At 60.8% G+C, this 13,384-nt stretch carries 12 protein-coding genes and 2 pseudogenes; 4 read left to right on the top strand and 10 right to left on the bottom strand.

All coding sequences use genetic code 11. The annotated features are described in order from the left end of the window. The first annotated feature begins 28 nt into the window (after positions 1 to 28). Positions 29 to 940 (top strand): TauD/TfdA dioxygenase family protein, encoded by a 912-nt coding sequence (locus tag F7R26_RS26665; protein ID WP_150991369.1) that lies wholly within the window; start codon positions 29 to 31, stop codon positions 938 to 940. Positions 941 to 949: 9 nt separating this feature from the next. After that, positions 950 to 1,376 (top strand): annotated as a pseudogene (locus F7R26_RS26660) (RBBP9/YdeN family alpha/beta hydrolase). A gap of 217 nt (positions 1,377 to 1,593) precedes the next feature. On the opposite strand, the gene F7R26_RS26655 reads toward F7R26_RS26660, so the two are convergent. Next, entirely contained in the window at positions 1,594 to 2,592 is a 999-nt protein-coding gene (locus F7R26_RS26655) for a Bug family tripartite tricarboxylate transporter substrate binding protein (protein WP_150991371.1), read from the bottom strand. Positions 2,593 to 3,197: 605 nt separating this feature from the next. Between F7R26_RS26655 and F7R26_RS41515 the strand changes: the two are divergent. Then, positions 3,198 to 3,518, top strand: a pseudogene (locus tag F7R26_RS41515) (alpha-hydroxy acid oxidase); the annotation flags it as partial. Positions 3,519 to 3,670: 152 nt separating this feature from the next. Here the strand turns inward: F7R26_RS41515 and F7R26_RS26640 are convergent. The 7 genes from F7R26_RS26640 to F7R26_RS26610 all read right to left on the bottom strand — a co-directional run bounded on the left by F7R26_RS26640 (position 3,671) and on the right by F7R26_RS26610 (position 10,593). Beyond that, complete coding sequence (locus F7R26_RS26640) at positions 3,671 to 4,729, bottom strand: beta-keto acid cleavage family enzyme (protein WP_150991374.1); 1,059 nt, start codon at positions 4,727 to 4,729, stop codon at positions 3,671 to 3,673. Positions 4,730 to 5,122: 393 nt separating this feature from the next. Further along, complete coding sequence (locus tag F7R26_RS26635) at positions 5,123 to 6,103, bottom strand: quinone oxidoreductase family protein (protein ID WP_150991377.1); 981 nt, start codon at positions 6,101 to 6,103, stop codon at positions 5,123 to 5,125. A gap of 408 nt (positions 6,104 to 6,511) precedes the next feature. Further along, a complete protein-coding gene (locus F7R26_RS26630) occupies positions 6,512 to 7,189 on the bottom strand; it encodes a DsbA family oxidoreductase (RefSeq protein WP_241754736.1) in 678 nt (225 codons plus the stop codon). A gap of 28 nt (positions 7,190 to 7,217) precedes the next feature. After that, entirely contained in the window at positions 7,218 to 8,210 is a 993-nt protein-coding gene (locus F7R26_RS26625; RefSeq protein ID WP_150991380.1) for a Bug family tripartite tricarboxylate transporter substrate binding protein, read from the bottom strand. Between the two features lie 164 nt (positions 8,211 to 8,374). Further along, positions 8,375 to 9,433, bottom strand: coding sequence for a beta-keto acid cleavage family enzyme (locus F7R26_RS26620; protein ID WP_150991383.1), 1,059 nt, complete (start codon positions 9,431 to 9,433; stop codon positions 8,375 to 8,377). A gap of 50 nt (positions 9,434 to 9,483) precedes the next feature. Then, entirely contained in the window at positions 9,484 to 10,326 is an 843-nt protein-coding gene (locus tag F7R26_RS26615; RefSeq protein WP_150991386.1) for a TauD/TfdA dioxygenase family protein, read from the bottom strand. Between the two features lie 12 nt (positions 10,327 to 10,338). Continuing rightward, positions 10,339 to 10,593, bottom strand: coding sequence for a hypothetical protein (locus F7R26_RS26610; protein ID WP_416351387.1), 255 nt, complete (start codon positions 10,591 to 10,593; stop codon positions 10,339 to 10,341). Positions 10,594 to 10,866: 273 nt separating this feature from the next. On the opposite strand from F7R26_RS26610, the gene F7R26_RS26605 reads away from it, so the two are divergent. Further along, complete coding sequence (locus F7R26_RS26605; RefSeq protein ID WP_150991388.1) at positions 10,867 to 11,907, top strand: AraC family transcriptional regulator; 1,041 nt, start codon at positions 10,867 to 10,869, stop codon at positions 11,905 to 11,907. Positions 11,908 to 12,099: 192 nt separating this feature from the next. On the opposite strand, the gene F7R26_RS41630 is transcribed toward F7R26_RS26605, so the two are convergent. Continuing rightward, positions 12,100 to 12,285 carry a hypothetical protein gene (locus tag F7R26_RS41630; RefSeq protein ID WP_150991478.1) on the bottom strand — a complete coding sequence of 62 codons (186 nt, stop codon included), beginning with the start codon at positions 12,283 to 12,285 and terminating at the stop codon, positions 12,100 to 12,102. A 219-nt stretch (positions 12,286 to 12,504) separates the two neighbouring features. Then, entirely contained in the window at positions 12,505 to 13,146 is a 642-nt protein-coding gene (locus F7R26_RS26595; RefSeq protein ID WP_150991391.1) for a DsbA family oxidoreductase, read from the bottom strand. Positions 13,147 to 13,384 lie beyond the last annotated feature (238 nt).

The raw sequence follows: 13,384 nt of genomic DNA, 5'->3' as shown, positions 1-13,384 counted from the left end.
GGCCTAACCGACAATCGGGGACACGCTCATGATTCAACACCTCAAGGCGGCACCCGCAGTGGTGCGCGCAACCTCTCTACGCAACTCGATCCGGGTCGAGCCCATTACCTGCACGATCGGTGCGGAACTCAGCAACGTCAACCTGGGCGCGGCTGCCGAAGACGACCAACAGATGGCGGAGATTCGGGCGCTGCTCCTTGAGCATCGCGTGGTGTTCTTCCGCGACCAGGACATCACGCGCGCGCAGCACGTGGCCTTTGCCCGCCGCTTCGGCGAACTGGAGGACCATCCGGTGGTAGGCAGCCATCCCGATTACCCAGGACTGGTTCAGATCTATAAGACCCCGGACAGCCCCCCCGAACGCAACGAGAATTCCTGGCATACCGATGCTACCTGGCGCGAAAAACCTCCGATGGGCTGCGTGCTGCGCTGCGTCGAATGCCCACCTGTGGGCGGTGACACGATGTGGGTCAACATGGTCAAGGCTTACAACCAGTTGCCCGAGGATATCAAGACGAAGATCGCCACATTGCGCGCGCGCCACAGCATTGAGGCGAGCTTCGGTGCCGCGATGCCGATCGAGAAGCGTCTTGCACTGAAGGCTCAGTACCCGGACGCCGAACACCCGGTTGTGCGCATCCATCCCGAAACCGGGGAGAAAGTGCTGTTCGTCAACGGGAGCTTTACGACGCACTTCACCAATTTCAATGTGCCGGCCAACGTGCGCTTCGGACTGGACAAGGCGCCGGGTGCCGGCAATCTGCTTAGCTACCTGGTCAGCCAGGCCAACATCCCCGAATACCAAGTACGTTTTCGTTGGAAGAAGAACAGCGTTGCGTTCTGGGACAACCGTTCCACCCAGCACTACGCAGTGATGGATTATCCACCGTGCCACCGAAAGATGGAGCGTACCGCCATCATCGGTGACGCGCCCTACTGAACGATCGACATGACCTCCACGGCACCGACCGTCCTCATCGTCCCTGGCCTGCGCGACCATGTGCCGGAACACTGGCAAACCCTGCTGGCGGCAACGCTGCCTCGCGTCGTCAGCGTCGCTCCGCTTGAGCAAGACAAGCTGAGTTGCGCTGCTCGCGGCGCCCGCGGACCTCGAAACGTCCATGCCGGCAGGCTATCCGGCGCTCGGCACGCTGAGTTACCACGGCTGGCTGCCGATCCCTCGCGGCACATTGCCCTTTCCGAGCATTGTTGCGGCAAGCAGCAACGATCCCCTGACGCGTCTCGATCGCGCCCGTGGCCTGGCGAAGGCGTGGGGCAGCCGCTTTGTGGAACTCGGCGAGGTCGGGCATTTGAATCCCGCCTCAGGCTATGGCGAGTGGCCGCAAGCCAAAGCGTTCATTCACGAACTCTCGTGACCGAACCCACGGCGGCATGCCGTCAATCGGGAACGAAGGAGCGGGCCCGCGCGATTTGAAGACGGCGGCGCCCGCTATAAACGATCAGCCAGACTCGACGACCGCGATCCGTATCCGTAACTGACGGACGAGCCAGAACGACGATGCCGCATACACCGGCCAATGACTGCGCAAAGGCCATTCGGACTGCAATGGCGAGTTTGCGCAGCATAGTCGCTTATTCATCCGGCTGGTAGTTAATGGATTTCAGCAGCGCAGCCTGTTGCTGGTATGCCTGCTTCAGATCCGCCATCAACTCTTCCGACGTAGCGACGCCCCCCTGCTCCATCCCCATGTCCTTGACGTGGTTCTGCACCGCCGGTTGCTTGAAATACGCCAGTGTTATCTCGCGGATTTTCTCCTGGATTGCCGGAGCGATATCCGGGCGGGACCACACTGCGAACCATCCCGCTTGCGCCAGTTGCGGGTAGCCGAGCTCCTTGAACGTCGGCACATCCGGCAACTCGGCAATCCGGGTCGGATAGTTCAAGGCAATCGCCTTGATCTTTCCCGCTTTGATCAGCGGCAACGAGGTAGTTACCCCATCGAACATCAGGGGTACATGACCACCCATCAGGTCGTTCAACGCCGGGGGAGAGCCTTTGTAGCCCACATGCCGCATTGGCACATGCGTGAGCTGGCCGAGCAGGATGCCCGAGGTGTGGCCCTTCAATCCCGTAGCATAGGACGCGAAAACGAGGCCGTCCTTCTGCGACTTGCCATAGTCCACCAACTGCTTCAGGTTCGAGATTGGCACATCCTTGTTGGCAACCAGCACCAGCCCTGTGCGACTGATCTGGGCCAGGGGCTTCAGGTCCGTAAAAGGCTTGTAATGGACCTTGTAGGCCAACGGCGCTTCGCTCACGACACCGCCCTGGATAACCAGGAAGGTATAGCCATCCTTGCCGTTGGACTGCAAATCGCTGATCGCCAGCGCACCAGCGGCACCAGCCTTGTTTTCTACGATGACGGGCTTGCCCATTTTTTGCTGCAGGCCTTGCGCCAGCAGCCGGGCCAAGGCGTCGGCACTGCCGCCGGCAGGCCCCCCCACCACCAGCCGGATCGGCTTGCTGGGCCAAACCTCCTGGGCCTGGGCCACAGATATGCCCCCGGCGACACCAACACCGATTACAAAGGCGCAACCGCGCCACACCAAGTGATTGGCCTGCTTCGTCATGTCTACCCCTTTTGATTTCAATTGCGATGCTTTGCGTGTTTAGAAAGGCTTGTTCGTCCATTCTCGGACCGCACCGGGCCAACGGGCTTGACCGTTCACGACAAGTTATTACCAACTCGCGCAAGCAAAGGGAAAACCCTGCTCAGCTCTCCAGAGCGTGCAGGCGGGCCCCGACCACGGCTCCGCTGCGCCTGCGGATGTCTGTCATAAATAGCCAAGTTCAAGGCATGCGAGGTAAAGCGGGAAGTAGCGCCCTGCAGATCTTCGTTCAAGGCACTCTGTTCGTGTGGCTGGCCAGCTACCTGAATCGCTACTGGGGCATGCCTGTCAGCGAAGCAGCTACACTAGCTGCCGGCCTGGTCCTTGTCAGCGGCCTTGGCCAACTCATATGCGGTGTGATGACCGATCGGATCAGCGGGGATTCGTCGCTCAAGAGGTGGAACATGGCCATTGGCGATTGCCTCGTGTTAGGCGTTCTGCTGGCGATCGCGTTCCGTTTGCCGCAGGGCAATCTGCAACTCGCGCTCCTTGCGCCCGGGGTGTTTTTCCTTGCCAGCTCGTTCGGCACATGTAGCGCGATCATCGCCGGGGCCACGCCGCCAGCCGGAATGCCGCATTTCGAGAATTCTTTTGCGTCTCGCGGCGCACCGATCCTGTCGGCCTCCGCGATTCGCGATACGACGGGGCGCGATCACCTGAGCTGGAGCGATATCGAGCGAATCCGGCAAAGATGGCGCGGCAACTTGGTCATAAAGGGCATCTTGCATAAGTCCGACGCCGAGCGCGCTGTCGCCTTGGGCGCAAACGGCATCATTGTCTCGAATCACGGCGGGCGCAAGCTGGACGGCGCCGTGGAACCGCTTGCTGTATTGCCGGAGATTTGTGAGGCAGTCGCGCACAAGACAACCTTCATGATGGACAGCGGTAAGGCTGCTTGCCTTTTGGATCATGACCGACGCCCTTATCGAGAGATGTCAGGAGTCCGGTCGATGGGGGAAACTTCAACCTCAGCTTGAGTCCGTCCCATAGAAAAATGCAGGACGACTCCTACAGCATTGATGTCACCCCCCCAGAGGCTTTAGGCCGGCTTGCGCAGGAATCCCTGGTTGCCACCGTTACGGTTGGGCGCGAAGCCGTTGGCCTGAAGCGTCTCTTCCGCCGTGTCGTAGAAGACCCCGATCTGCATGATCTCTCGCGCCTGTTTCGCTGTCGCTATGGGACGACCAAATTCGCCGGCGATACGCACCAATTGCTTGATCTGCTCGACAGAGGACATCTTTCCCGTGCGGGTCTGGTTCCAGAGTACATCCTCGATGCCGCACCGCACATGCAGGCCCAAAGCAATGCCGATCATGTTCACGGGCAGCACGTTCAGCACCGAACTCTCCACCGTTATCACCGCGCCATCGGGCGCGGCACGCAGGAAGTTAGCCAAGTTGTAGATGTTCGCTTGGTCCATGCCGCCGCTGATCGCCACCCAGTTCATCACCAGGGGCCCCTTGTAGACGCCGCGGCGAATCATCCGCTCAATGGTTTCAAAGCTGTTGATGTTGTAGCACTGGAACTCACTTTGGATGCCGGCGGCCGTCAGGCGTCGGATGTGCTCCTCGACCCAGCTGGGGTTCGAGGGCACGATCATGTCCTTGTAAGTCGCATAGAGGTGCGGGAATCCCCGCGAAACTCCCTTGAAGTCATCCAGGCCAGCATGCTCTGTCACATTCATCTGCGTGGTGTTGACGGTCACCGTCACCTGGTCGGGCTTCGGATCGAGTTCGGCCAGCATATGCCGCGTGTCGTCGGAGAGCCATTTGGCCGCCGCGCCATCGTCCTCGGGCGCAAAGCTGATCGAGCCACCCACCTGGATGACCATCTCGGGCACGGCCTTGCGCACCCCGGCGATCAGTTCATTGAACATGGACAGACGCTTGCTGCCCTTGCCATCGGGTTCGCGCACATGCAGATGCAGCACGGTGGCACCGGCTTCGTAGCAATCCACCGCCTTCTGGATCTGCTCCTCCATGGTGACAGGGATATCTTCCGGGAAGTCCGAGGGAATCCAGCCCGGCGCATAGGGAGCGGCTGTGATGATCAGAGGCTGCTGGTTCTCGGGATACAGGTGGCCGTCGAGGAAGTTCATGATGATGGATCTCCAAGTTGATATGAGAATATCGAGAATGTCGAAAGCGGTGGATGTCCAGGTGTCGGGGACGACGAGTGAATCATCCGGCCTCGCACCACTTCCCGCTTTACATTGGATGTCTCGAATTTAACTATTCATGACAACATCGCGCCCCCGTCCGTCGAGCTACCCTCAAGGCGTAACCAGTGGGTTCAAGCCGCGCTGAGTCATTCAGAACTGAAGGGTGCAGGTCGCCGGCAGACGATCGGAATCCGTGCGTGCATTCCTGGCGGCGGTGGCATTCATACCGGCAGCGGGTCCCGAGCGACCTGACCCGACTGCCAAGTCACTGGGTTACGTTTTCCAGACCGGACCGGCCCGACTGCTCGCGTCTCCCGGTAAGGGGAACACTCAAATCACGAAAATGGACGAGCCTGTGGTCTTTCGAGCCTCCAGGTCCCGATGTGCCTGCTCGGCGTCCTCCAAGGCATAACGCTGATTGATCTCGATGCGGATGCGGCCTGCCGCCACGTGACCGAATAGCTCATCGACCAGTTCCGCCTTTTCGGCCGGATCGGCAATATAGTCGGCCAGGCCCGGGCGGGTCAGGTACAGCGAGCCCTTGCGGGCGAGAATTTGCGGATCGAACGGCGGAATCGTGCCGGAGGCGGTACCGACGCAGACCATCAGCCCGCGGCGCTTGAGGGAGTCTAGCGAGGACATGAAGGTGGCCTTGCCCACGCTGTCGAAGACCACGGACACACCCACTCCGTCCGTCAGTTCCCGCACGCGCTTGGCCACATCCTCATGGCTGTAGTTGATCGTGTGATCACAGCCGTGGGCGCGCGCCACTTCGGCCTTGGCATCGGTCGAAACCGTGCCAATCACCGTCAGCCCGAGCAATTTGGCCCATTGCGAAACGATCAGGCCAACACCGCCCGCTGCGGCATGGAGCAGCACGGCGTCGCCCGCCTTGAAAGGGTAGATTCGGCGCACCAGGTAAGCTGCGGACAGGCCCCGCATGGTCATGGCCGCCGCAGCTTCGCAACTGATGGCCTCCGGCAGCTTGATCAGCAGTGCGGCAGAAATCAGCCGCTCGGTGCTGTAGGCACCCAGCGTGTTGATAAAGCCCGTGTAAGTCACGCGGTCGCCGACCGCCAATTGGCTCACGCCGGCACCGACGGCCTCGACCACGCCGGCTGCCTCGTTGCCAAGGCCGCTGGGCAGCGGAACCTGGTAAGTACCACCGCGGAAGTAGGTGTCGGCAAAATTCAGGCCCACGGCTACATGGCGGACGCGGACCTCCCCCGGTCCCGGTTCACCAACGCCAACGTCCTCAAGACGAAGGACCTCGGGCCCGCCCGTTTCGTAGAATTTAACGACTTTCGCCATGTTGTCTCCTGTTCTGTATCAAAGATCACAGTTCGCCTGCAGCTTGCCAACCCTTGCTTCACGCTTGATCTCGTCAAAGAACGAATCGATAGGGTGGCACGGTTGGTCAAGCTGCAGAAAATTTGCCAAGGGCAGCGTGAGAAAGCCGACTGTGGCCTCTCCCGGGTAGCAGTGATGCTCGAGCGGGAACCGCTTGGATTGATGCTGCGCTCAGCACAAAAACGTCGTCCAGAAGGTACCTTTGTATCTCCTTCAACCGGCTTAAGCGGCTTAACCGGTTGATATCAGAGTGTCCTTCGCGACGATTGAATCATCTGGCCTGGCGCCACTTCGCGCTTTACCTTGCACGCCTTGAACTTGCCTTTTTATGACAATAATCCGCTGGCTGAACGGTGGGAGAGGCTGGACTTAGCCCAGCTTGGCCGCCACCGCTTGCTGCATGACGTGAACCAGCTCACTGCCTGGAACGGCGCCAGTGACCGGCCACTGCCCATTGAAGACGAGATGAGGAACCCCTGTTCCATGGTCAGCTTCCATGGAAGGCTGAAGTTGGGAGGACGCACTGCCGTCCCAACTGAACCCAGACGCTTGAGCCAAGGCCTGCAGTGTCTCTGTTGAACCGATGTCTTGCCCTTGGGAGAAGAATGCGCGGTAGATGGACTCCACCAACTGGTACATGGCCACCGGCGCCAGTTTGGACTGGGCCGCATTGACCAAGGCACATGCCAGCGCCGAATTCGGAAAGGTCGCAATGTTCTCGAAGTTCAACGATAGATCGACCGATTCGGCCACAGCGCGAATCTGTGCGCGGCGCATCGCCACGGCCCGTTGGCCACCAAGCCGTGCTTCATAGAATGCTTGGTACGGAATGCCTTGCGCGGGGATCTGCGGCAGTAAGGCATGGGCATGCCATATCGTCTCCAGCACCAATCCAGGATGCTTCTGTCGAAGGCTTTCCCATGCCAAACGCAGACTTCGTAACCCAATCCAGCACCAGGGGCAAATCAGGTCCAGGTAAAAATCAACGCGCAGCGTTGGCGACGATGTCAGGGCGGATACCGGGCCCGGAAGTTCAGAGCGATTCACGCAGCAATTCCTTAGCGCACGGCACATCTTATTCTTCAAGCTTGATCCCTGCGTCGTTGGCGATCTTCGTCCAGACTTGCATATCGTTCCGGACAATTTCGCCCAACTGCGCGGAAGACTTTACCGGCGGCGGCTCGAAGTTCTGTCTCTTCATCAGGGCCGCGATCTCCGGCAACGCCTGTACCTTGTTGACCTCATCCGCCAGCCGCTTGACGATTACCGGACTAGTTCCGGCCGGCGCGAACATGCCGAACCATCCCACCGTACCGAACTTGTAGCCCTGTTCACCCATCGTCTTGACGTTGGCAAGCTGGGGAGACCGCACGTTGCCCGCAATGGCAATACCGCGTACCTTGCCCGAACGCAGGAACGGCACCGCCACGCTGGGATCGGTCCAGCCAATCTTAAGCACACCCGAGGAAAGCTCGGTGAGCAGTTGGCTGGAGGTCCGATATGCAACGTGCTCGGTCTTCATGCCGGTCTGCTTCTTCAACCACTCCATCGTCAAGTGCGCGGAAGAACCGGTGCCCCAGCTGCCATAGCTGTACTTATCCGGATTCGCTTTCACGAACTCGACAAGCCCGGGCAAATCGGACACCGGCAGATCCGGGCTAACCAGTAGCAGCACCCCACCCACAGCCGTCTGCGCGATCGGCATGAGGCTCTTTCGTGCCTCCTGGGAAATGGACTTGATGACTGCCGGTGCAACCACCATGTTGGACGCCGTTGTGTAGAGAATCGTGTAGCCATCCGGCGCCGCCTTGAGGACGGCGTTGGTCCCGATCACCCCGCTGCCACCCGGCCGGTTCTCCACGACCACGGCCTGCTTCAGCGATTCGGAAAGGCGCTGCGCCATGACCCTCGCCAGCGCATCGGTTCCCGATCCGGCAGACGATGGCACGATCATTTGAATCGGGCGGGCCGGCCAGGCTTCCTGCGCCTGGACCGGGCCTGGCGCGCATAAGGCAATGATTGTCTCGGCGCACAACGCAGCCGCGAGCAGCTTTTTTAGTGTTGACATCGTCTCCCCTTTTTTTGACCGCCATCCAGCCCGCCAAGTGCTGCCGGCCTCAACACAGCCAGCTGCGCGACGAGCCGCCTCTACCTGCCCCGGCTAACGTCGGCACGATCATAGCAGTCATGTTTTTTATTGTCGACATAAACAAAACAGATACGATGAGATTTTCAGGCGGACTTGCGCAGGAAGCCTTGATTGCCGCCATTGCGGTTCGGCGCGAAGCCATTGGCAGCCAGCGTCTCCTCGACCGTTTCATAGAACACGCCAATCTTCTGGATTTCGCGCGCTTCCCGGGCCGTTGCCACTTTTCGGCCGAATTCGCTCGCGATGCGCACCAGTTGCTCAATCTGCTTCACCGTGCTCATCTTGGCCGTGCGCGACTGGTTCCAGAGGCAGTCCTCGGTCCCGCATCGCACATGCAAGCCCAAGGCAACACCCATCATGTTGACAGGAAGCACGTTGCGCACAGAGCTTTCAACGGTGAGCACCGCGCCATCCGGGACGGCACGAACAATGTTGGCGAGGTTAAAGATGCTGGGTGCATCCATGCCGCCGCTGATTGCCACCCAATTCATGACCAGCGGACCCTTGTAGATGCCACGCCGAATCAACCGCTCCACGGACTCGAAGCTATTGATGTTGTAACACTGGAAGGCACTCTGGATGCCGGCAGCGGTAAGGCGGCGGATGTGTTCTTCGACCCAGCCGGGCTGGGCGGGAACCGTCATTTCCTTGTACGCTTCGAAGATCGCAGGGTTCTCACGCGAGGTGCCCTTGAAATCCGCGAGTTCCGCATGCTCCGTCACGTTCATCTGAGACGTGTTCACCGTAACGGTCACCTGGTCGGGAACGGGGTCAAGTTCGGCAAGCATGTGACGGGTGTCATCGGACAGCCACTTGGCGGCGGCCCCCTCGTTTTCGGGTGCAAAACTGATCGACCCGCCTACCTGGATGATCATCTGCGGCACGGCGTTGCGCACCCCGGCGATCAACTCGTTGAACTTGGACAGACGCTTCGAGCCTTTGCCGTCAAGCTCGCGCACATGCAGGTGCAGCACAGTCGCGCCGGCGTTGTAGCAATCCACGGCCTTCTGGATCTGGTCTTCCATCGTCACGGGGATATCTTCCGGGAAATCGGACGGCAGCCACCCCGGTGCATAGGGCGCCGCGGTGATGATCAACGGCTGCTGGTTTTCAGGGAACAGGGATCCATCGAGGTAGTTCACGGCATGTCTCCATTGATAAAGGTGGGGCAAAGCTTGGCGGCTGGCGCGCCTCAGAACGGCTTGTCTCCGATGATGGCTGCGCGCTCCATCTTGCGCGGGGCCGGCCAGTAGTCCTGTACTGCGTAGTGCTGGGTGCAGCGGTTGTCCCAAATGGCCACGCTGTTAGGCCGCCAGCGGAACCGCACCTGGTACTCGGGGATCGCCGCCTGGCTGATCAAGTAGTTCAGCAGGTGGCTCGCGCCCGGGGTCTTGTCCTGTCCGTAGCGCACGTTCTCTGGCGTATGGAAGTTTGCGAAGTGCGTGGAGAAACCGCAGACGTAGAGCACCTTCTCGCCGGTCTCCGGATGCGTGCGCACCACGGGATGTTCGACCATGGGGTACTGCGCGGCAAGCTTGGCGCGATTTTCCGCGCTCATCGCCGCACCGAATGAATGTTCGATGCCATGCTTGGCGCGCAGCCCGGCGATACGCTCCTTGATGTCTTCGGGCAGGTTCTCATAGGCCGCTGCCATGTTCACCCAGATGGTGTCGCCGCCGACCGGCGGGCATTCGATGCAACGCAGGACGCAGCCCATCGGTGGGCTTTCGCGCCAGCTGCCGTCGGTGTGGTAGCTGTTCTCATAGTTCTCGCGCTTGTCGCTGCGATAGATCTGTACCAGGCCAGGATGATCCGGGTCGCTGCCAGCGACCGGGTGGTCCTCCAGTTCGCCAAAACTGCGGGCGAAAGCCACGTGATCGGCACGGCTGATATCCTGGTCCCGCAGAAACAGCACCTTGTGCTTGAGCAGCAGCGCCTTGATCTCGGCAAGCAAGGCGTTATTTCGCACTGCATCGGCCAGGTTGACGCCGCCGATTTCGGCACCGATGGTGCAAGTAAGAGGTTCTACATGCATGGAAAGCTCCTTTTACGCTACAAAGATTGACGAGCCGGTGGTCTTGTGCGATTCCACATCCCGATGCGCCTGGACCGCATCCTGCAGCGCATGGCGCGAATGGATCCTGATGCCGTTGAGCAGCGGCACAGGGTAGGTGCCACGAGGAAAATGTGTGTCGGCGTAGTTGAGCCGCGCCTCGCCGGGACCTGGCTCGCCAGCCTCGGCGTCCTCGTATCGGAGAACCTCTGGCCCTTCGACCTCGTACATGCGAACGGCTTTTGCCAATTCCGTCTCCTGTTGTCGTCTATTGCTGCCGCCACTATCATTCGATGGCCTGGGTTGATTGTCGGCTCTCGCATGCGCAGGACCTTTGACAGGCCACGCCAGAAGTTGACCATCCATGACAGTCGATTCCCGGCTTGAGTCACCGCGCACAGGCGCAGCGCCAGCGGCGTATGCAATGCATGACCGACAATGGCAGCCAGGCGACGGTGGCTTCACCGGTAGATTGCGCAGGCCTTCGATCAACCTGCCCCCCCTCTTCAGAAAGAGCCCCCTATGACCGTCCTGGTTCGCAGCGCCTCCCTCACGAAGTACTCCGGGATCGCTCGCGCCGCGGGTATCGACCCGGTGCAGATGGTTTCCCATGTCGGCCTGGACCGGGAATGCCTGCACACGCCCGACCTGCGCATCCCCGAATTCCGGCTTGCGGAGGTTCTGGAGACATCCGCGCGGATCACTGCCTGCCATTCGCTCGGGCTGCTCATGGGCGAAACATGGCGGCTATCCGACTTCGGCCCGGTCAGCCTGACGCTGCAGCACCAGCCCACGCTGCGGGATGCGCTGGCCGAGGTCGAGCGCTATCGCCACCTGCTCAGCGACTCTGTCGCGACGCAGTTCACCGAGCATGCGAATGTCGTGGTCTTGCGAGTGACGTTGCTGACTGGCAGGCAGCAACCCGGCCGGCAGGCGATGGAGCTGACCGTAGGCGCGGTGCTCTGCCTGATCCGCGCCATACTTGGCGCCCAATGGAAACCCCGCTGCGTGTACTTTTCGCATGCAGCCCCTCAAGACCTGCGGGTGCACCGTCGCCTGCTCGGCCAGCAGGTCGAATTTGGCTGCGAATTCGATGGCGTGGTCTTGTCGAGCCAGGATCTGGATCGCGTGACCCCCCTGGCCGATGCCAGCCTGGCCCGATACGCCAGGGAATTGCTTGACCTTCGATCGCCCTCGAAGGAGCACTCCCTGGCGGCCGACGTACGACGGGCAATTCACCTGCTGCTGCCGCGCGGCCGCAGTGCGGTGGAGCAGGTTGCGCAGAACCTGGGTGTCAGCCCGAGAACTCTGCAGCGGCAATTGGAGCAGCGTGGGGAAACATTCTCGGGCCTGGTCAATCAGGTGCGGCGCGAACTGGCCGAGCGCTACCTGCAGAGCCAGCAGCAGTCCATATCGCGCACGGCGGATCTGCTCGGATTCTCGGAGGTGAGCGCGTTCACGCGGTGGTTCGGGGGGCAGTTCGGGAAACCGCCGACACGCTGGGTGATGGAGGGAAGGGGAATCGTCTCGCAGGAAGACATCAATCGCCCAACGGGCGGGTGAGCACCTGAGCTATCGGATGCGCCGCTAATGCGATGCGCGGGCGCAACGCCCCGTGGCGAATGTGCCGAGGTTCCGGCCCGCGCGACACCCATAAAAAAAACCGGCCCACGCTGCGCTCCGGCGGAGCGGCGTATAGGCCGGTCTTGCTGCGCGGGAGACGCTTCCCGCATTGCGGTGCCGCTACCTGAACGATCAGCCGTTCGCGTAGACGATCTTTGCCTTGCGTGCCTGGTTCTGCAGGCGGCTCAGCATATGCTGGACGGCGAAAATGGCGCTCTTCACGTCTGCCGCCAGGCTGGGGCTGCGGGGACCAAGTTCGCGCTCGATCAGATCGCGTTCCATTTGGTCGGTCATCTTGATGTCGCTTTGCGTGTTCATGGCTTTCTCTCTAGGGATTACCCTTATCGGGTTTTCCCTAATGATAGCAAAGGAAATGACGCGCCGCAGCATTAGGTGATAGTACGTATGCAGAAAGGCAACGCGTTCCAGCGAACAAGCCTCGGTCTCCTTAGCCTCGCGCGACGCGCCGGGACCCCGTGTGCAGGGCGTCCATGGCTGCGGCGCAGCGCAAGCGTCATGGATAGTCATGCGCCCCCTTCAGCCTTTTGCCAGCACCTCCCGAATGGCATTCTCGAACGCCTCCACCGGCTGCCCGCCGCTCACCAGGTATTGGTCATTGAAAATGATCGAAGGCACGGAACGGATGCCCATGTCCTGATAGTGCTTCTCCATCTCACGGACTTGGGCCGCGTACGCGTCGCCAGACAGCACCGTGCGTGCCTTTTCGGCGTCCAGGCCGGCCGCGGCCGCGGCCTCGACGAGGACCTCGTGATTGCTGGAATCCTTGGACTCCGTAAAGTACGCACGGAACAGCGCCATCTTCAGCGGCAGCTGGCGCCCTTCCAGGTTTGCCCAGTGCAATAGCCGATGTGCGTCGAACGTGTTGTATACGCGGGTACGAGAGCCAAACTCAAATCCGACGTCGGCGCCACGCTGGCGGATCATGGCCTGGCTCTGCACGATTTCCTCCTCGGTGCGGCCATACTTGCGTGCCATGTAATCCTGGATCGATTCGCCCCCCGGCCCCATGTCCGGATTGAGCTCGAATGGGCGAAGCGTGATTTCTGCCGAAACGGCATCGCCAAGCCGCGCCAGCGCCTGTTGCAGCGCACTCAGGCCAACAGCGCACCACGGGCACGCGACGTCGGAGACAAAATCGATTTTCAGCGTCTTTTGCATTGTGTTTCCTCGGTGTCAGTCCATCACTGCGCGACAGGGTAGCTGCAAATCCCGTTGGCTGCAGGACCGGGGGCACTGCCTCACTCCTTCAGGGTCTTCCCGCAAGGCGGCCACGACCAGACGCCCCCCCGGCATCTGTCCGTGGCCCGCCGACCACACGGCCTGGCGCTGACGCGCAAACGTGCACCGCGGCCACTCCTCAAGCGGCGCGGCGCGCGGTAATATCTTTCCAACAGGT

This window comes from Cupriavidus basilensis (assembly GCF_008801925.2).
GTDB lineage: Bacteria > Pseudomonadota > Gammaproteobacteria > Burkholderiales > Burkholderiaceae > Cupriavidus > Cupriavidus basilensis.
This window is presented reverse-complemented; position numbering and strand designations above follow the sequence as displayed.

What these genes read in the sequence shown, in the direction of transcription:
- F7R26_RS41630 (WP_150991478.1), bottom strand. Translation starts at nt 12,285, where the DNA reads ATGAACACGCAAAGCGACATCAAGATGACCGACCAAATGGAACGCGAT.
- F7R26_RS26640 (WP_150991374.1), bottom strand. Translation starts at nt 4,729, where the DNA reads ATGAACTTCCTCGACGGCCACCTGTATCCCGAGAACCAGCAGCCTCTG.
- F7R26_RS26635 (WP_150991377.1), bottom strand. Translation starts at nt 6,103, where the DNA reads ATGGCGAAAGTCGTTAAATTCTACGAAACGGGCGGGCCCGAGGTCCTT.
- F7R26_RS26655 (WP_150991371.1), bottom strand. Translation starts at nt 2,592, where the DNA reads ATGACGAAGCAGGCCAATCACTTGGTGTGGCGCGGTTGCGCCTTTGTA.
- F7R26_RS26595 (WP_150991391.1), bottom strand. Translation starts at nt 13,146, where the DNA reads ATGCAAAAGACGCTGAAAATCGATTTTGTCTCCGACGTCGCGTGCCCG.
- F7R26_RS26615 (WP_150991386.1), bottom strand. Translation starts at nt 10,326, where the DNA reads ATGCATGTAGAACCTCTTACTTGCACCATCGGTGCCGAAATCGGCGGC.
- F7R26_RS26625 (WP_150991380.1), bottom strand. Translation starts at nt 8,210, where the DNA reads ATGTCAACACTAAAAAAGCTGCTCGCGGCTGCGTTGTGCGCCGAGACA.
- F7R26_RS26605 (WP_150991388.1), top strand. Translation starts at nt 10,867, where the DNA reads ATGACCGTCCTGGTTCGCAGCGCCTCCCTCACGAAGTACTCCGGGATC.
- F7R26_RS26665 (WP_150991369.1), top strand. Translation starts at nt 29, where the DNA reads ATGATTCAACACCTCAAGGCGGCACCCGCAGTGGTGCGCGCAACCTCT.